This window comes from Streptomyces sp. NPDC002133 (genome assembly GCF_040296405.1).
GTDB lineage: Bacteria > Actinomycetota > Actinomycetes > Streptomycetales > Streptomycetaceae > Streptomyces.
Genome location: NZ_JBEOXF010000039.1, coordinates 1 through 16,984 on the forward strand (window position 1 = coordinate 1; position 16,984 = coordinate 16,984).

The window sequence follows — 16,984 nt, forward strand, 5'->3', positions numbered from 1 at the left end:
GCTTTGGCGGCGACCCTGCGCGTGTGCAACCGGGCGGCTGATGCCGCCTCGGTGGTGGCTTATGAGACGGGCACCACCACCCGCAACGAGCTGCAGAAGCTCGTCTACACGCGCCTGAAGGCGGAGTTCGGGCTGGCTGCCCAGCCGGCTGTGCGGGTGGTGAAGAAGGTCGTGGACGCTTACGCCACGTTGCGCGCCAACATCCGGGCGGGAAACCTGGGTCCGGCCACCTCGAAGCGGCGCAGGCGTGCGGAGTCGAAGCCGGTCGTCTTCCGGCCTGATGCGGCCCAGCCGTACGACGACCGGATCCTGTCCTGGCAACGACACACGGACGGTCAGCATCTGGACGGTGGCCGGGCGGATCAAGTCCGTCCGGTACACCGGGCACCCCGGCCAGTTGGCGATGCTCGAGAAATACCGCAAGGGCGAGTCGGATCTCGTGCACCGGGACGGCATGTGGTTCCTTATCGCCACCTGCGAGATTCCCGAAGCGCCGCTCAACACCGACCCGGTGGACTGGGTCGGCGTGGACCGGGGCATCGCCAACCTCGCCACCACGTCCGACGGGACCAACTACCAGGGCCGCCGCCTTGGCCGCTACCGGCGCTGGCACGCCCGCAAGCGAGCCGAACTCCAGGCGAAGCAGACCCGCTCCGCCACCAGGCGGGCCAAACGCCGGGCACGCCGCGAGGCCCGGCACGCTACTCATGTCAACCACAGGATCAGTAAAGAGATCGTGGCCGTCGCTGGGGGTACCTCCCAGGCGAAGCGCTGGGGGAGCACCGGACGCGGCATCGCCCTCGAAGAACTGAGTGGCATCCGTGACCGGGTACGGCCATCTCGCGACCAGCGGGCCGCGCTCTCCTCCTGGCCGTTCCACCAGCTCGAAGAGCACATCCGGTACAAAGCCCGGCGAGCCGGAGTGCCGGTGATCTCGGTGGACGCCCGCTACACCTCGCAGATGTGCCCCAGATGCGGGCACACGGCGAGAAACAACCGTCCCGTCCGGGACACCTTCTCCTGTCGTCGGTGCGGGCTCGCCGGCCCGGCCGATCACGTCGCCGGGGTCAACGTGCGCAACCGCGCACGCTCGGCGTGGGTTCTCGTCAACGGACCCGTACCACAAAAGGCATGAACACGTCCCTTCTGCTGGTAGATGCGACCCGTGACCGCCCTGCCGTAGGGGGCAGTCGGGAGCGCGACAAGGCGCAAACGACAGAGCCAACACGCTCGATCGTTTACGGCCGAGAAGTTGACCAGTACACGAGACCGCCGCGTCTTCCGGGGGCCTCTCAGCCGCACCTCGCCCGCCGAAGCTTCGGTGCAGCAGTGGGGCTCTGCGTTCGTCGTACCGGGAGCTCGCTGGAGCGAGGATACGCAGAGTGCGTGGGCCCACCCCGATCGGGCGGATCCCGCACGGCCCATGATGTATCGCCCGATTGCTGAGGCAGTTGGACCTGAATGCCTCTCACCTGTGGTTGCTCGCCTGCAGGAAGTGCTTCCGAGTCACGACGTTGTCGTGGAACAAGACCATCCAAGTGCCGTACCTGGGCGGAGATGGGCCATCACAGCACCCGCCCGAGGCCGGGTTCGATGAGGGCATCCGTGCCGAGATCCGCGCCGAAGGCACCCTCCTCGCGGGGCCCTGCCGGAGTACCGCAGATGTTGCCGCCGTTCGGTTTCAGGCGAGCGGATTCCGGAGGGCCCCGACGGACGTTCCTCGCCGTGCGGCGGACTTCGACACGTCTGGCTGCCGGTAAGCCGATGGAGCGGCACCGTCCGGGCGTGGCCGCCGCGTCTGCGATGACACGGGGGTGGGGCCGGCTGTTACTCACTTTCGGGTGACGGCGGGTGCGGTGTCCGGCGCGAGCGGGGCGGTGTGAGGGTGCAGAGGTTGATTGGTGGACGGGTCGGTGTATTTGGCACCGGGTCCGCGGGGCGAGCAGGATCGATTCGTGCGTCCTGCAGGTGAGTGTTTCGGATATGTCCGCATTCAGTAACTTGAATCAAGTCTTCCAGGTTTGTGTCGAGTTGCCCGGCAGTGTGGGGGTCCTCGGCCAGCCGGCCGGAGGTTCGCACTCGCTCCTGCTCCCTCTATCGGGCAGCAGGGCAAATGACTTGAGGGGCTTCATGTCCGCTTCACGTATCACCACTGCCCGTCGTCTCGTCGCCGCCGTTCTCGCCTCGGGGGCGGTGGTGGCCGCGGCTGCCGTACCGGCCTCGGCGGACGGCGGGCGGGACGGCCGGCACCACCGGAGCGTCTCGCCCGTGGTGATCAGCAAGGTCCAGGCCGACAGTCCCGGCCGGGACACCCGCTCCAACCACTCCCTGAACGCCGAGTGGGTGGAGGTGAGCAACACCGGCCGCCGGGCGGTGAACCTGCGCGGCTGGACCCTGACCGACGAGGATGGTCAGCGCTACCGCTTCAACCTGCGCCTGGACGGCCGTTCCACGGTCCGTATCCACACCGGCGAGGGTCGTGACACCCGGCGTGACGTCTTCCAGGACCGCCGCAACCACGTCTGGGACAACGACCGCGGCACCGCCACGCTGCGCGACGACCGGGGCCGGGTCATCGACACCGAGTCCTGGGGCCGCCACCACCGCGGAGGCCGCCACTGAGTCTGTGACGTGACCAGGTGACGGCCGTGCCCTGACGGCGGGGCGCGGCCGCCACCACCCCGCGCCGGCCCGCTGCTCCTTCGGGCCGGTAGCGGGGCGGCCCGGCTCGACCTGCGCAATCGATACCAGGGGGCCGGCGATCCCCGGGCCCGTCAGGTGCTCGGGGTGGCCCGGACGCCGATCGAGCGCGGAGGCCGGGCTCACCGCGTACTTGGGGTGTGCGCGGGCCCGGCCTGGATCACGATCCTGGGCCGGGCCGGGTTGGCTTGCTGTGCCGGTCAGTTGACCACGGCGGCGAACATGCCGGGCTCGTAGGAACCTCCCCGCTGGTGCACGATCACGGCGAGCCGGTTGGCCGCGTTGATCAGGGCGACCAAGCAGACCAGTGCGGCGATCTGGTCGTCGTCGTAGTGCTTGCGTACCTCGGCCCAGGTCTCGTCGGACACTCCGTCGTGGGCGTCGGCGAGCCGGGTGCCCTCTTCGGCGAGCGCCAGCGCAGCCCGCTCGGCCTCGGTGAACACGGTGGACTCGCGCCAGGCGGCGACCAGATGGAGCCGGACCGCGGTTTCATCGGCGGCTGCGGCCTCCTTGGTGTGCAGGTCGATGCACCAGCCGCAGCCGTTGATCTGGCTGGCACGCAGGGACACCAGCTCCTGCGTGGACTTCGCCAGCGACGACTGGTGGATCACCAGGCTGGCGTTGGCGAACCGCTTGGTGAACTTGGTGGCGATCTCGTTGTCGAACAGGTTGAACCGGGCGTCCATGATTTCGTCCTCACTCGTGGGTTGTACGGGACGAACACGAGATGCCGGCGCCCCGCTCTCTGTGACGGGGCGGTTGTGTGACGTGCGCCACCGCTGACGGGTGTCACAAAGCGGCGGGGAGCGGCGTCTTGTGCGTGGCGTTGTCGGGAGCGGACAGGCAGGAGCAGCCGGTGAAGAGCGAGCAGACCGAGAGGGCCGAGCTGACCGAGCGGACCGGGGGCACGGCCGGGCAGTTCACCGGCGGCGGACGTACGGACCCCGCCACCGAGGCATTCGTCGCCCATCGCAATCTGCTGTTCACCGTCGCCTACGAGATGCTCGGCTCGGCCGCCGACGCGGAGGACGTACTTCAGGAGACCTGGCTGCGGTGGGCGGGTGTCGATCTCGGCACGGTGCGGGACCATCGCGCGTACCTGGTCCGGATCACCACCCGCCAGGCGCTGAGCCGACTGCGTACGCTCGGCCGCCGCAGGGAGTCCTACGTCGGTCCCTGGCTGCCCGAGCCCCTGCTGACCGCGCCCGACGTGGCCGAGGTCCGAACCCGCACAACGATCAGGACCTCGAAGTCGTCGTTCGTTCGCGGTTCCGATCGCAGATCGGCGTTTGAGGGCGAAGCTGTCGGTGGGGTCGTGATACGCCAGGAGGCCCTTGCGTCGCCAGGGCCTCTGTCAGGTGGTCTTGATCTGGCCTCCGTCGATGACGAATTCGCCGCCGGTGATGTTGCCGGCGTGTGGGGAGGCCAGGAAGACGGTGAGGTCGGCCACCTCCTGTGGTTCAGTGATTCGCCCGGTGGAGATGCCCATCTGCTGGGGCACGATCTCGTCCAAAGCCTCTTTCGCCGTTCGGCCCGCGCCGGCCGCGACAGTGTCGGCGAAGGCGCCGGGGGCGGTCCAGAACGGGGTGCGTACGGGGCCGGGAGCGACGGCGTTGACGCGGACACCGCGGGGGGCGAACTCCTCCGACAGAGCTTTGGTGAGGTTGCTCAGGGCGGCTTTGGCTGCGGAGTAGTCCACCACCATGGGGAAGGGCATTCGGGCGTTGATGGAGCTGATGTTGACGATCGCCCCATCGCCGTGAGCCAGCAAGTGCGGCAACGCCGCGCGGCTGGCGCGCACGGCACTCAAGAACGTCATGTTGAGGGCATGTACCCATGCGGCGTCCTCGACGTCGAGGAAGCCGGAGCGTGGGCTGGTGGCGCCAACGTTGTTGACCAGCACGTCGATCCTGCCGTGTCGGCCCGCCGCCTCCTGGATCAGCGCGTCCGCGGCGTCGGCGTCGGCCAGATCGACCGGATGAAAGACGACGTCGTACCGCTCGCGCAAGGCAGCGAGCTCAGGTGTTTCCGTGCGGCTGCCGACAACGACACGCGCGCCCTCACGGCCGAATGCCTCGGTGATGGCCAGGCCGATGCCCTTGCTGCCTCCGGTGACGACGGCGACCTTGTCCGTGAGGTTCAGCTCCACCGGATTCTCCTCCGCGGCATACGTAAATCAATCCAGACTGGGTGCTTTGAGTGAGTATCGGGCTTAGGTTCGGCGCAGGTGCCCATCGCCACGCGGCGGCCGCCGAGGACTGCTGCGTGCCAGCGTCCGAGCCAGGGCTGTCCCCGTCGCAGACACCTCGCCCGGTACGCCGTCAAGCCCGACGTGGCCGAGTGCGGCTTGGTGGAGACGCGCTTCGGGTCCCGGCGGCTGGATCCGGCGGCTTCGAGACCAGTCGGCGAAGGTGAGGCGGGCCGGGCAGCACGACCGGTCCCGCCTTCCGGGCAGCACCCTGGTCGTCCTCTCCTCGCGGCACCGAGGACAACGCCTACTCGCCGTTCAGCACCTGCGCGCGGCCGACGAGGCGGCGAAGCACGTCGAGAGTGAGCCGCTTCCAGGGAATGCCGGCGGGGTGGGCCGGCAGATGGACCATGCTGCCCGTGTGGGCGCGGCTACGAATGCGCACCAGCGGTGCGGCGGGCAACTCGCGCCGCATGTCGTTGACGGATCCGGGACTGGCTCGGATGGCGTCGACCTCGCCCGACCGGCTGGGGCCGTGGGTCGCGAGCATGTGGATGGCTTCCGTGGCAGTGCCGGTGGGGGTGTAGCGCTGCGCCGGTGGCGTCCGCCTCGGCCGGGCTGCGCGAACGGTGCCGGACGGGGTGGCAATGGTGATCACAGGATCTCTCCTCGCGGGGCGTACTTGCACGGGGTGCTGGCGGGGCCGGGTCCGCCTCCGGGCGCGGGGGCCGGTGGTCGGCTCGGTCCGTACGGGTGTGGGCCGGCTACGCGCGACGGGGTGCCGTCCCCCGCGGTGCGTGGGGCACGTCAGGTGGTGGGCGCCGGTGGGCAGAGTGGGGGATGACAAGGCCAAGCTCTCGGCCGCGCGGCGCCCGTGGTCCGGGCAGTACTCGGGGCAGACTCCGGCCCAGCAGTTGACCCGGCCGGGGAGAGCGGGGTTTGGCTTTGTGCATGTCCACCGGTACTGGCTCAGCTTCTGGGGTGCTGTGACCGAGCGTTGCGAGACGGCGAGGCGGACGCCTCGGTGGTCAGGGCTGGATGTGATCCGGCCGATCGAGGTTAAGGTGCTGATTCACGAAGTGAGGAGAACCGGCGTGCCCAACGGACAGCGGCTGGAGGCGCCCTCGATCTCCTGCGTGCCGAGCTGGTGGCCGGGCTAGACACACGCACGTTCTGAGATCAGGGCTTGAGGTCGATGGCCGCTGGTGACTCGGCTCACGGCATCAGCTTGGGTAGCTGCGATCATTTGCGGCCGGGTTGGTCGCTGATCTGGGCGAACGGCCGGTGCAGGGCCTTGTCGGGCTCGGCTGTTTTCACCGTGATTCCCCGCTGTTCCCCGTCTTGCCGCGGGGCTCCTCGTTTGGCCCCCGGGTGGCAGTCATCTCAGGCTGTCACTTCCCAGGGAGTGAGGCGTGAGCGTCTGGTCTCAACTCTCGTGCTTCGCCCTGGTGTTGATGGCGCATGCCGGGCCACCAGGCGGTAGGGGACTTCGCTCAAGGGACTCAGTGGACGACCTGCGTCCACGGGGTGGGAGAGGGTCCTTTTCGGGCGGACTTCTGGGCGTGATTCGGGGGCTTCGAGGGCAGACGTGACCTAGGACACGTACGAAACGGTTTCGTTTCGATAGATCTAGGGGCTAAGCTCGCTTCTGTACGAAACCGTTTCGTTCGATGGGGAGTGGATGAGCATGGCTGATGCCGCAACGGGGCGCCGCAGCCGGATCACGCCCGAGCGCGAGGCTGAGCTCTACGCGGCCGTGCTCGATCTGCTTCGGGAGGTCGGCTACGACGCCCTGACCATGGATGCCGTGGCCGCCCGCACCCGGTCCAGTAAGGCCACCCTCTACCGCCAGTGGGGGAACAAGCCGGAGCTGGTCGTCAAGGCGCTCAGGCACCAGAAGCCGGTGACTATAGGCGAGATCGACACCGGGAGCCTGCCCGGCGACTTCCACGAGATGGTCTCGCAGTCCGACGACTGCCAGATGGAGCGGGACACCTCGCTGATGCGGGGCCTGGCCATGGCGGTGCACGAGAACGCCGATCTTCTGCGCGCCCTGCGTGAGCTGCTGTTCGAGCCGGAGATGACCGGCCTCGACCAGATGCTGAGGCGGGCCGTGGAGCGGGGCGAGATCCGCGCGGACAACCCCACGCTGGAGTACGTACCGCACATGCTGGTCGGCGCCCTTGTCGTCCGGGGGCTGATCGACAACCAGCCGCCCACGAAGGCCTTCCTCACCTCGTACATCGACGCCGTGGTCCTCCCCGCCCTCGGCGCCTGACACCCGGGGGCCCCGCACCCCTCTCGCAGCACCTGACGCGGCCGCTCACGTCGTCCGCCGATGACACCTGCCCATAAGACCCCACGACCTGACCCGGGAGTACCTCCTCGTGGCCACATTGCTCTACAAACTGGGCCGGCTATCCTTCCGGCGGCGACATTTCATCGCCCTCATCTGGGTGGCTCTGCTGACCCTTGCGGGTGCGGGCGCCGCACAGGCGCCCGCGCCGGGCTCCACCTCCTTCTCGATCCCCGGAACTGAGGCGCAAAAGGCCTTCGAGCTACTGGAGGATCGTTTTCCCAGCGCCAGCGCCGACGGAGCCACCGCGCGCGTCGTCTTCAAGGCGCCAGACGGCGAGAGGATCACCTCTTCCGACAACAAGGCCGTCGTCAAGGAAGCCGTCAAGGAGCTCGGCTCGGGCTCCGAGGTCGCCGCCGTCACCGACCCGTTCCAGGTCAAGGCCGTCAGCCAGGACGCTACGACCGCGTATGCGCAGGCGTCGTACAAGGTCTCCGGCAGGGAGCTGGAGGACTCCTCGCGTGACGCGCTCGAGGACACGGCACAGGAGGCGCGGAACGCGGGGCTGACCGTCGAGATCGGCGGCGACGCGCTCGAGACTGTCCCCGAGACGGGCGCCACCGAGGTCATCGGCATCGGCGTCGCCGCGGTCGTGCTGGTGATCACCTTCGGTTCGCTGATCGCGGCTGGACTGCCGCTGCTCACCGCACTGATCGGCGTCGGCATCGGCATCTCCACGATCACCGCGCTGGCGAACACGCTCGAGCTGGGCTCCACCACCTCCACCCTCGCGATGATGATCGGCCTCGCCGTCGGCATCGACTACGCCCTCTTCATCGTCTCCCGCTACCGCGCCGAGCTCGCCGAGGGCCGTGAGCGCGAGGAGGCGGCGGGACGGGCGGTCGGCACCGCGGGCTCCGCGGTGGTCTTCGCCGGTCTCACAGTCGTGATCGCACTGGTGGGCCTCTCCGTCGTCAACATCCCCGTGCTCACCAAGATGGGCATCGCGGCCGCCGGCACCGTCGTCATCGCGGTCCTCATCGCGCTCACCCTCATCCCGGCGCTCCTCGGATACGCGGGCAGGAAGGTGCGGCCCGCGGGCGTGAAGAGCAAGCTGCTCGGCGGCGGCGGCAAGAAGGCCAAGGGCGAGTCCGGCGGGCACAGCGCGGAGAAGCCCAACATGGGCACGCGGTGGGCGCGCTTCGTCGTCCGCCGCCCCGTCGCGGTGCTGCTCCTCGGCGTCGTGGGCCTGGGTGCCGCCGCGGTCCCGGCCGCCTCGCTCGAGCTCGGTCTGCCGGACGACGGTACGCAGCCGACCAGCACCACGCAGCGCAAGGCGTACGACCTGCTCTCCGAGGGGTTCGGGCCCGGCTTCAACGGGCCGCTGATGGTCGTCGTCGACGCGAAGTCCAGCGACGCCCCGAAGACGGCCGTCAAGGAAGTGGCCACGACCATCAAGAGCCTCGACGGCGTGGCTGCGGTGACCCCGGCGACGTACAACAAGGCCGGCGACACCGCGATGATCACCGTGGTGCCGGACTCCAAGCCGTCCTCGGCCGGGACCGAGGACCTGGTGCACGCCATCCGCGACGCGGGCACGGACATCAAGGCCGACACCGACGCGAAGGTGCTGGTCACCGGCTCCACCGCGATGAACATCGACGTCTCGCAGAAGCTCAACGACGCGCTGCTCCCGTATCTGGCGCTGGTCGTCGGTCTGGCGTTCGTGCTGCTGATCGTCGTCTTCCGCTCGATTCTGGTGCCGCTCAAGGCCGCGCTCGGCTTCCTGCTCTCCGTGATGGCCGCGCTCGGCGCCGTCGTCGCGGTCTTCCAGTGGGGCTGGCTCGCCAATCTCATGGGCGTCGAGGAGACCGGCCCGGTGATGTCGACGATGCCGATCTTCATGGTGGGCGTCGTCTTCGGCCTGGCGATGGACTACGAGGTTTTCCTGGTCACGCGTATGCGAGAGGCGTACGTGCACGGGGAGCGGCCCGGTCAGGCCATCGTGACCGGATTCCGGCACGGGGCCCGGGTGGTCACCGCCGCGGCCGTCATCATGATCGCGGTTTTCGCCGGCTTCATCGGCTCCAGCGAGTCGATGGTCAAGATGATCGGCTTCGGTCTCGCGATCGCCGTCTTCTTCGACGCGTTCATCGTGCGGATGGCCATCGTCCCGGCGGTCCTGGCGCTGCTCGGCAGGGCGGCCTGGTGGCTGCCGAAGTGGCTCGACCGCGCGCTGCCGAACGTCGACGTGGAGGGTGAGGGCCTGCGCGACACCCACGACACCTCGAAGAACCCCGACCCGGAGCCCATGGGCACGGCCCTCCCGGCCTCCGGCGACACCGTGCCCGTCGCCATGCGCGAGCCGGTGGCCGTGGGGGTGGCCGTGTCCGGATCCGATGCCGGGCTCGCGCCGGTGCAGGAGCTCCAGGGGCAGGCCCTGGCCAGTACCGCAGCCGGTTCGGGTGAGGGGCCTTACGGGTCGAACGGCTCTGGCATTCGCGGCACTGTCCGCAACGCGAGCGGTGTGGCCGTCGCGGGTGCCGCAGTGACGCTGATCTCGCCGAGTGGACGGCAGCTGGGCCGCTCTGTGGCGCAGGCCGACGGCTCGTACGCGGTGAATGCCCCCGGGTCCGGCAGTTACGTGGTGATCGTGGCGGCCGAGGGGCACCAGCCGCACGCGTCCACGATCGCTGTTGGCGAGGAGGTGCTGCACGACATCGTGCTCTCCGGGGCGAGCGGTCCGGCGGGCGGGTCGGTGCGGGGCATCGTGTGTGCGGGCTCGGGCGCGGAAGGCCGGCCGCTGCCGGATGCACGGGTCACGCTGGTGGACGCGGCGGGTCGTGTGGTCGCCACCGCCACCACCGGTGAGGGCGGCGCGTACGCCTTCACCGACCTGGTCGCCGGTGAATACTCGATCGTCGCCAGCGGCTACCCGCCGGTGGCGAGCGCGCTGCAGGTCGACGGGGCCGGAGTGGACGGCTTCGACATCCGCCTGCACCACGCGGACGAGTAGTCCACCTCACCACCTGAGGGCACATGGTCTCCGAGTCCGCCGAGAGCGGGGTGGACCCCGGGCGCGCCGCCCGTGAGGACGGGGCAGGCGCAAGGGGAGGGCCCGGCGGCAGCGCGAGCGGCGCTGCCGTCGGGCACACGCGCGCGTGGACGTCCGGGCCCCGCCCAGGAGTCCGACTCCGGTGCTCCCACCGTCCGCTGCTCAGTGCGTGATCGGCCCCCCGTGGCCATGTAGGCGTCCGGCACGGCGCTTTGGGCGAGAAATCGCAGGATGTCGCCAGCGGCACACGCAAGAGGCCGGGGCGCCCGACTCTCGCCATGCGCCGCCGCCCTGTGTGCGTTTCCAATGAGGCGGTAGACCCCGAGCCGGGTGATCCACCCATAGGTGTAGCGGGTGACCCAGTTCCGGCCCGCCTGGCCGTGTTTCCGGCTGGTGAAGATCGCCAGCCGTTCGTGGACGTAGCTGTCGACCGCGTTGAACTTCCGCCCAGAGTTCCCGTTGCGGAAGTACGCTGCCAGCCCCGCAGGACCGGGTTGAGGTCGGCGACCACAGCGGACACCGGCCGCTCGGTCTTCGAGATCGCGGTTGCCGCTCGGACCTTGTCCCGCAGCACCCGCATCGCTCTGGCCGAAGGCCGTCACCGGCGCGATGCGCAACCCCACCCTCCCCGGCGCCGACGGTCCGGCCAACCTCCACGCCGCGGCCCTGGCCGCCGCCTACCCCGGACTCAGGGGCGCCGGCTGCCTCGTCGTACTCGGCGACGAGATCCACGCGGCCCGGACCGTCCGCAAGTCCCACACCACCAGCCCCGCCGCCTTCACCTCACCGGCGTGCGGTCCGATCGCCCGGGTCGCGGAGAATCGGGTGCGGATGCTGGGCGGCCTGCCACGTCGCGGACCGCCTGACCGGGAGCAGTCGGCGGAACCAGGGGTGGTCCGGCGCGATCACCTTGATCGCGTCCGCCAGCCAGACGCGCTGCGACGCCCCCCAGGAGCGGCAGCACCGCCTCGAAGTCGGTCTCGTCCTTGTCCCTGGTCGCCTTCGCCTTGTAGAAGAGCTGCACCTTGGGCGCGAGATACGGGACACCCGTCTTGCTCGTCCGCCCGAGCCGGTCGATCGGGAGCCGGACCTCCGGGTCGCGCCGTGAGGCCCACTGGGTGCCCTCGGCCTCGTCCAGCATGAGTTGCACCGACCAGGGCGCCTCCGGCGTCCGGCGGCACCAGATGTCGTGGAGCGGCGGCTGAAGGGCCTCTCCAGGAGGCCACGGCCGCAGCTCCGCCTGGCCGGGTGGGTCCGCCACGTACAGGTCCCAGTCGGCCAGGAGATCACGAACGAGGGCCTGGCCACGGCGGAGGGCCAGGACGTCGAGGTCTCCGTGCGGACGCAGTTCACGGCCTACCGCGACGACGTAGCGGATCGCGTCGAACATCTGCCGGTGGCAGTAGCCTTCCGGCCGACCGCCCTGCCCCTGAAGCCAGGCCGGCACCGGCAGTGCCGCCCGGGACGCCCTGGATGCGGGTCCAGCGCGGCGGGGTCGCGCTGGACCAGATTCGCGAGGCGGCCATCGAGGCGCGTGTCGAGTACGAGGAGCAGCGACGGCGCGGCGACGCAGATGATTGATCTGCTGCTGGGGAATCCTTAGAGCAACCAATGGTTGCGCATGCTGGAGGAATGCCATACGGTAATACGCAACCAAAGGTTGCACGAGGAGGGGAGTGGGATGGAGTACGGCAGCATCGAGCGGGAGATCCACGTCGAGGCCACGCCCGAGGTGGTCTACGAGGTCATCAGCAAGCCCGAACACCTGCGGGAGTGGTGGCCGGACGAAGCAGAACTCGAGCCGGTGCCCGGCGCCACCGGGGTCATCTCGTTTGGCGACAGGACTACGCCGGAGGCGCAGGTCGCACCAGTCACGGTGGTGGAGGCCGACCCGCCCCGGCGGTTCTCCTTCCGGTGGGTGTACGACGAGGGTGAGGCCGCGACGTCGGCCAACTCGCTCCTGGTGACCTTCGAGCTGGTCCCGTCGGGTGCGGGCACGCTGCTGCGCTTCACCGAGGAGGGGTTCCGGGAGAAGGGCTGGGAGGCGGCCGTGCTCGAGGAGCAGTACCGCGAGCACGTCACCGGCTGGGACTACTTCCTGCCCCGCCTGGTCACGTATGTCGCTCGGCTGGTGTCGACGCCATGAGCGTCACCATCGACGACGAGCTCTGGTCGGCGGTGGGGGACCCCGTCCGGCGGCGGATGCTCGACCTGCTGCTGGCGGGCGGCGGGACGGCAACCACGCTGAGCGAGCAGTTGCCGGTCACACGGCAGGCGGTCGCCAAACACCTCGGCGTACTCGGCCGGGTCGGGCTGGTCCACGTCACGCCATCCGGACGCGAGCGCCTCTACGAGGTGGACGAGGCCCAGCTCGCCCGCGCGGTCGCGCAGTTGTCGTCGGTCGGGGCCACATGGGACGCCCGGCTGCGTCGCATCAAGCAGATCGCCGAAACAATCCAGCGCAGCCAGGAGGGCTGACACCTCACGAACGAACGTCGCCGCATCCGTGGCGGCGCTGATGAACCGCGCCCGAATGCGGGCGCTTACACGAGAATGAGGTATCGAGATGGTGGACATCCTGCACAGGATCGGAGTCATGTCGTCTCCCGACGCTGTCTACGCAGCTTTGACCACGGTCGATGGGCTGGCGAGCTGGTGGACGGAGGACACGGACGGCGACGGCAATGTCGGGGGAGTAATCCGGTTCCGCTTCGAGCCCGGCGGGTTCGACATGAAGGTCCTGGAGGCTCAGCCCGCCGAGCGCGTGCTCTGGGAGGTCGTCGACGGTCCCGAGGAGTGGATCGGCACGCAGATCCGCTTCGAGCTCAAGCAGGAGGACGGCTTCACGATCGTGTTGTTCCGGCACGAAGGCTGGAAGGAGCCGGTGGAGTTCATGTACCACTGCAGCACCAAGTGGGCGACCTTCCTGATGAGCCTCAAGAAGCTGGTCGAAACCGGCAAGGGTGAGCCGGCGCCGCACGACGTCAAGATCAGCAACTGGCACTAGACCTTGCCCGTCATGTCCTGGCGGAAGCGAGCTTCCCACATAGGAAGCTCGCTTCCGCCAGGACATCGGGCATTGCTCGAACCGGGGGAGAGCAGGAGTAATTGTCAATGCCTGTGTGTCGGTTGAGGTTGTTCAGGCTGCGTGAGCCTCGGGGCGTTCGACGAGGTGGCCGCGTTCGAAGCGGGATCCGGCCCGGACGAGGGCGACGAGGTGGGGCGCGTTCACGGCCCGCCAGCGACCCTGGGCGGACTCGACGAGCTTGAAGACCATCGCGAGGGCCGCGGCCGCACTGCCGGCCCCCCGGGTGACCTTCGTCCGCAGCCGGACCGTCGCGAACGTCGACTCGAACGGGTTGGTCGTGCGCAGGTGAATCCAGTGCTCGGCCGGGAAGTCGTAGAACGCCAGCAGCTCCTCGACGTCGTCGGTGATCTTCTTCACCGCCTTGGGCCACTTCGTGCCGTAGGCATGCTCGAAGGCGGTGACCGCCTTGAGCGCGTGCTCGCGGTCCTCGGCGTTGTAGATGTCCTGCAGGGCCTTGCGGGCACCTGGCTGGGCCGACTTCGGCAGGGCATTGACCACATTGGCCGTTTTGTGAACCCAGCACCTCTGGTGCCGGGCTTCGGGGAAGACCTCGGCCAGGGCCTTCCAGAAGCCGAGCGCGCCGTCGCCGACCGCGAGCACGGGCGCGCGCATGCCGCGGCGGGCGCAGTCCCGCAGCAGGTCGGCCCAGGACTCGGTGGACTCGCGGTAGCCGTCGGCCATCGCGATCAGCTCCTTGGTGCCGTCCGCGCGCACGCCCATCAGCACCAGGACGCAGGACTTCGCCTCGGCCAGGCGAATACGCAGGTGGATGCCGTCGGCCCAGACGTAGACGTAGTCGGATCCGGCCAGGTCGCGCTCGCCGAATGCCTTGTGGTCGGCCTGCCACTGGGTGGTGAGGCGGGTGACGGTGGCCGGCGAGAGACCGGCCGAGCTGCCCAGGAACTGCTCCAGTGCGGGCACGAAGTCGCCGGAGGACAGTCCGTGCAGATAGAGCAGCGGCAGCACCTCGCTGATCTTCGGGGACTTCCGCGCCCAAGGTGCCAGGATCGCCGAGGAGAACCGCTTGCGCTCCCCGGTGGTCTCGTCGGTGCGTTTGTCGTTCACCCGCGGGGCCTTCACCTCCACAGCCCCGGCGGCCGTGGTCACCGACCGGGGCTGGTGATAGCCGTTGCGCACCACCAGACGACGGCCCTGGTCGTTCCGCTGATCAGCCAACTCGGCTATGTAGGCATTGACTTCGGCTTCCAGGGCGGCGGCGAGCATCCGCCTCGCCCCTTCACGGACAATCTCGTCGATCAGGGAGCCGTTCGGGGTGCTGCCGTCGGCATTGACTACGCTGAGCACGGGCATGCCTTCCCGACCCGCGCTGCGAACGCGGGCCTACTCGGTGACCATCACAGGATCAATCGGGAAGGTACGCCCCTTCGCGTTCAACCCGAGGTTGATCCACAGGTCTTGAGCATTGCTCGTCGGCCCCGCGTTGCCGAACCTGTGAGCGAGACAGTCACACGATGGAGACCATGCGCTGGACTCTGCGGGCTCGGGCGCATACAACAGCGACAACAGGGGCGCCGGGGGCATCGGTTGGCTTCGCAACCCCGAGCTACCGCGAGGCCCTGCCTTCATGCGCCGAACCCCACCGCGATCACCCGATCAGGACCCCTGCTCGACCCGGCCCCACGTCGATCGGTCAGCGGATGGCTTCTCAGTCGCGGATCCCGACGACGCCCACACCCGCGTCCTGCAGGTCGCCCATGTCCTCGCGGAGGTCGTTGAACGGCTCGGGGAAGACAGCGGCCGCCACAAGCAGTTCGTAGCGACGACGCGGTGGGTCCTGAGGGAGATGGGCCGGTGGTGAGCGGTGCAGGATCGCGGTGACGCCGGGTGGTTCGGGGAGCATGAGGTGGTCGGGCAGGAACACGTTGTCGGCGACGAGGGTGTTGCTTCCTGTGGCGGTCAGGCCGGCTACGTACCAGGTGTCTTTGATCGTCAGTGCGGTCATCGGCAGGCACGCGGCGCCTGTTTTCGGGCCGTGGTCGTCACCGTCGATGCGGACGGCGAGGATGGCCTGGTCGGCGTGGAGGCAGCCTGATGCGAACCCCCACGAGCCGGTGACGAGGTAGCCGCCGTCCACCCGCTGCGCCTGTCCGCCCAGGCTGTTGACGCCACACGCCACAGGCAGATGCGTCGAGCCGCCGAACACCTCCTCGATGCCCTGCTCGGGCAGGAGCGCCAAGAGCCCGGTTGCTCCGGACAGGACGCTGCGGACCCATGCTGTCGAGGTGCAGCCATGGGCGAGTGCCGCTGATATCTCCATTTCGCTGAGCATGTCGATTCCACCACCGCCCGGCTGAGGCGGCAGTTGCGTGTGGACGAACCCCGCCTCGGCCAGCTCCGTCACGGTCTCGTCGGGCGGCCGCCGGTCGGACTCAGCCTGAGCTTGCCGTGCGGCGAGCCCCGGGGTCATCCGGGTGGCTGGGTGGCTGCTGACTTGAGGTCCTCGGCGGTGGGTGCGCTGGTGCTCGCAGAACTCTCCTCGGGTGCTTGACCGGAGAACGCGGTGTCCATCGGTCGGAAACAGGTGTGTAAGACCATTGACGCACTTCCAGGATTGGTGCAACCATTCCGGCACCGCAGCCGCGGTCCGGTCGAGGCCCCCTCCCACACGCTCAGCGTTCGGACAGTGCGGGCCACCGGAAGCCATGACTCGAGGAGGCAAGAGACCCGATGGGCAGCAAACTCGTCGAAGAGATCGCCAAGGCCGGAGAGCCGAGCGCAGAGTTCCGCAGCATCTGGACCGATCTGCGCAACGTGGCGTTCGAGCAGGGCTGGCTCGACGTCAAGGGCACGAAGATCCGCTACCTGCGTTCCGGAGCCGGTAAGCCACGGAAGGTCATCATGCTGCCGGGCACCGGCAGTCACGCGGAGACCTTCGCGCCGAACCTCGGTCCCCTGGGTGAGCAGTTCGAGTGCTGGGCCATCGACATACCCGGCTGTGGCTACAGCGACAAGCCTGACGTTCCCTCATACGACAGTCGGTACATCGCCGCGTTCCTGAAGGACATGGCCGAGGTGATCGGCGCCGAACAGGTCGACCTGGTCGCTTGTTCGGTCGGCTCGTGGGCGGCCCTCCAGGCTGCGCACCTCTACCCGGAACTGGTGCGTCGGCTGATCATCGTTTCGCCGGGCGGCGGCCCAGTGCCCGACGAGAACGACGAGTGGTACGAGTTCTGGAACCTGCCCGACATCGCCACCGTGTTGGGCAGCGAGGGCGAGGCCCGCCGAGAGATCGTCAAGCAGCCGACGTGGGAAGCAGCCGAGGCCATCCTCACCGGTCTCATGCCCGACCGGCGCCGGCTGCCCGACGACATGATCGCCGCGAGGCTCGACGTCAACCGCCAGCCCGGCGCCGCCGACGTATACCCGAAGGTGAACTGGTGGGTCGACTACGACCTGCGCCAGGCCAACGGCCTCACCCGCGACGACCTCCGCAACATCCAGCAACCCGTCCTGGGCATGTGCGAACGCGACGACCGGGTCCTCGTCATCATCCAGGCCATGTTCGAGGCCCTACCCGACAGCAAGCTCTACCGCGTCGAAGGCGTCGGCCACTGGCCCCACTACGAAACACCCGACCAGTTCAACACCTGGGCACTCGAACACCTCACGGCGTGACCGCGACGACCACCACCACGC

14 protein-coding genes and 3 pseudogenes are annotated in these 16,984 nt (G+C 68.9%); 11 read left to right on the forward strand and 6 right to left on the reverse strand.

The genetic code is table 11. The features are described from left to right. Positions 1-349: 349 nt before the first annotated feature. Together ABT078_RS28750 and ABT078_RS28755 are read left to right on the forward strand one after the other, a co-directional pair. Complete coding sequence (locus tag ABT078_RS28750; protein WP_351232701.1) at positions 350-1,135, forward strand: RNA-guided endonuclease InsQ/TnpB family protein; 786 nt, start codon at positions 350-352, stop codon at positions 1,133-1,135. Between the two features lie 995 nt (positions 1,136-2,130). Further along, positions 2,131-2,622: a lamin tail domain-containing protein gene (locus ABT078_RS28755; protein ID WP_351232703.1), complete on the forward strand. Its 492-nt coding sequence runs from the start codon at positions 2,131-2,133 to the stop codon at positions 2,620-2,622. A gap of 278 nt (positions 2,623-2,900) precedes the next feature. Here the strand turns inward: ABT078_RS28755 and ABT078_RS28760 are convergent, their stop codons facing one another. After that, the gene (locus ABT078_RS28760; RefSeq protein WP_351232705.1) at positions 2,901-3,386 is read right to left on the reverse strand and encodes a carboxymuconolactone decarboxylase family protein; all 486 of its coding nucleotides are present in this window, start codon (positions 3,384-3,386) and stop codon (positions 2,901-2,903) included. A 200-nt stretch (positions 3,387-3,586) separates the two neighbouring features. Between ABT078_RS28760 and ABT078_RS28765 the strand changes: the two are divergent. Then, positions 3,587-3,919, forward strand: a pseudogene (locus ABT078_RS28765) (sigma factor); the annotation flags it as partial. Between the two features lie 135 nt (positions 3,920-4,054). Here the strand turns inward: ABT078_RS28765 and ABT078_RS28770 are convergent. Then, positions 4,055-4,849: an oxidoreductase gene (locus ABT078_RS28770; RefSeq protein ID WP_351232707.1), complete on the reverse strand. Its 795-nt coding sequence runs from the start codon at positions 4,847-4,849 to the stop codon at positions 4,055-4,057. 346 nt (positions 4,850-5,195) lie between these two features. Continuing rightward, positions 5,196-5,546, reverse strand: coding sequence for a hypothetical protein (locus ABT078_RS28775; protein WP_351232709.1), 351 nt, complete (start codon positions 5,544-5,546; stop codon positions 5,196-5,198). Between the two features lie 1,029 nt (positions 5,547-6,575). On the opposite strand from ABT078_RS28775, the gene ABT078_RS28780 reads away from it, so the two are divergent. The 4 genes and pseudogenes from ABT078_RS28780 to ABT078_RS28800 form a co-directional block, all read left to right on the forward strand. Then, on the forward strand, positions 6,576-7,166 hold the full coding sequence (locus ABT078_RS28780; RefSeq protein ID WP_351232711.1) for a TetR/AcrR family transcriptional regulator: 591 nt from the start codon (positions 6,576-6,578) through the stop codon (positions 7,164-7,166). Between the two features lie 109 nt (positions 7,167-7,275). Next, positions 7,276-9,492: pseudogene (locus tag ABT078_RS28785) on the forward strand (MMPL family transporter); the annotation flags it as partial. 48 nt (positions 9,493-9,540) lie between these two features. After that, positions 9,541-10,200, forward strand: a complete 660-nt coding sequence (locus tag ABT078_RS28790; protein WP_351232817.1) for an MSCRAMM family protein — start codon at positions 9,541-9,543, stop codon at positions 10,198-10,200. Between the two features lie 648 nt (positions 10,201-10,848). Continuing rightward, positions 10,849-11,016: pseudogene (locus ABT078_RS28800) on the forward strand (asparaginase domain-containing protein); the annotation flags it as partial. 1 nt (position 11,017) lies between these two features. On the opposite strand, the gene ABT078_RS28805 reads toward ABT078_RS28800, so the two are convergent. Next, entirely contained in the window at positions 11,018-11,629 is a 612-nt protein-coding gene (locus tag ABT078_RS28805; protein ID WP_351232821.1) for a hypothetical protein, read from the reverse strand. Positions 11,630-11,920: 291 nt separating this feature from the next. Here ABT078_RS28805 and ABT078_RS28810 point away from each other — a divergent pair, with 291 nt between their 5' ends. The 3 genes from ABT078_RS28810 (at position 11,921) to ABT078_RS28820 (ending at position 13,246) form a co-directional block, all read left to right on the forward strand. Continuing rightward, entirely contained in the window at positions 11,921-12,385 is a 465-nt protein-coding gene (locus ABT078_RS28810) for an SRPBCC family protein (RefSeq protein ID WP_351232715.1), read from the forward strand. Continuing rightward, complete coding sequence (locus ABT078_RS28815) at positions 12,382-12,717, forward strand: ArsR/SmtB family transcription factor (RefSeq protein WP_351232717.1); 336 nt, start codon at positions 12,382-12,384, stop codon at positions 12,715-12,717. Before ABT078_RS28810 ends, ABT078_RS28815 begins: the two co-directional genes overlap by 4 nt. 118 nt (positions 12,718-12,835) lie before the next feature. After that, a complete protein-coding gene (locus ABT078_RS28820; protein WP_351232719.1) occupies positions 12,836-13,246 on the forward strand; it encodes an SRPBCC family protein in 411 nt (136 codons plus the stop codon). 132 nt (positions 13,247-13,378) lie between these two features. On the opposite strand, the gene ABT078_RS28825 is transcribed toward ABT078_RS28820, so the two are convergent. Together ABT078_RS28825 and ABT078_RS28830 are read right to left on the reverse strand one after the other, a co-directional pair. Beyond that, complete coding sequence (locus ABT078_RS28825; protein ID WP_351232721.1) at positions 13,379-14,632, reverse strand: IS256 family transposase; 1,254 nt, start codon at positions 14,630-14,632, stop codon at positions 13,379-13,381. Positions 14,633-14,993: 361 nt separating this feature from the next. Beyond that, a complete protein-coding gene (locus ABT078_RS28830) occupies positions 14,994-15,992 on the reverse strand; it encodes an acyl-CoA dehydrogenase family protein (RefSeq protein WP_351232723.1) in 999 nt (332 codons plus the stop codon). A gap of 23 nt (positions 15,993-16,015) precedes the next feature. Here ABT078_RS28830 and ABT078_RS28835 point away from each other — a divergent pair, with 23 nt between their 5' ends. After that, on the forward strand, positions 16,016-16,963 hold the full coding sequence (locus ABT078_RS28835) for an alpha/beta fold hydrolase (protein ID WP_351232725.1): 948 nt from the start codon (positions 16,016-16,018) through the stop codon (positions 16,961-16,963). The last annotated feature ends 21 nt before the right edge of the window (positions 16,964-16,984 follow it).

Bases quoted from the DNA above. Each gene is read 5' to 3' on its own strand.
- ABT078_RS28755 (WP_351232703.1), top strand. From the start codon at position 2,131: ATGTCCGCTTCACGTATCACCACTGCCCGTCGTCTCGTCGCCGCCGTT.
- ABT078_RS28760 (WP_351232705.1), bottom strand. From the start codon at position 3,386: ATGGACGCCCGGTTCAACCTGTTCGACAACGAGATCGCCACCAAGTTC.
- ABT078_RS28780 (WP_351232711.1), top strand. From the start codon at position 6,576: ATGGCTGATGCCGCAACGGGGCGCCGCAGCCGGATCACGCCCGAGCGC.
- ABT078_RS28790 (WP_351232817.1), top strand. From the start codon at position 9,541: ATGCGCGAGCCGGTGGCCGTGGGGGTGGCCGTGTCCGGATCCGATGCC.
- ABT078_RS28805 (WP_351232821.1), bottom strand. From the start codon at position 11,629: ATGTTCGACGCGATCCGCTACGTCGTCGCGGTAGGCCGTGAACTGCGT.
- ABT078_RS28810 (WP_351232715.1), top strand. From the start codon at position 11,921: ATGGAGTACGGCAGCATCGAGCGGGAGATCCACGTCGAGGCCACGCCC.
- ABT078_RS28815 (WP_351232717.1), top strand. From the start codon at position 12,382: ATGAGCGTCACCATCGACGACGAGCTCTGGTCGGCGGTGGGGGACCCC.
- ABT078_RS28820 (WP_351232719.1), top strand. From the start codon at position 12,836: ATGTCGTCTCCCGACGCTGTCTACGCAGCTTTGACCACGGTCGATGGG.
- ABT078_RS28830 (WP_351232723.1), bottom strand. From the start codon at position 15,992: ATGGCTTCCGGTGGCCCGCACTGTCCGAACGCTGAGCGTGTGGGAGGG.
- ABT078_RS28835 (WP_351232725.1), top strand. From the start codon at position 16,016: ATGGGCAGCAAACTCGTCGAAGAGATCGCCAAGGCCGGAGAGCCGAGC.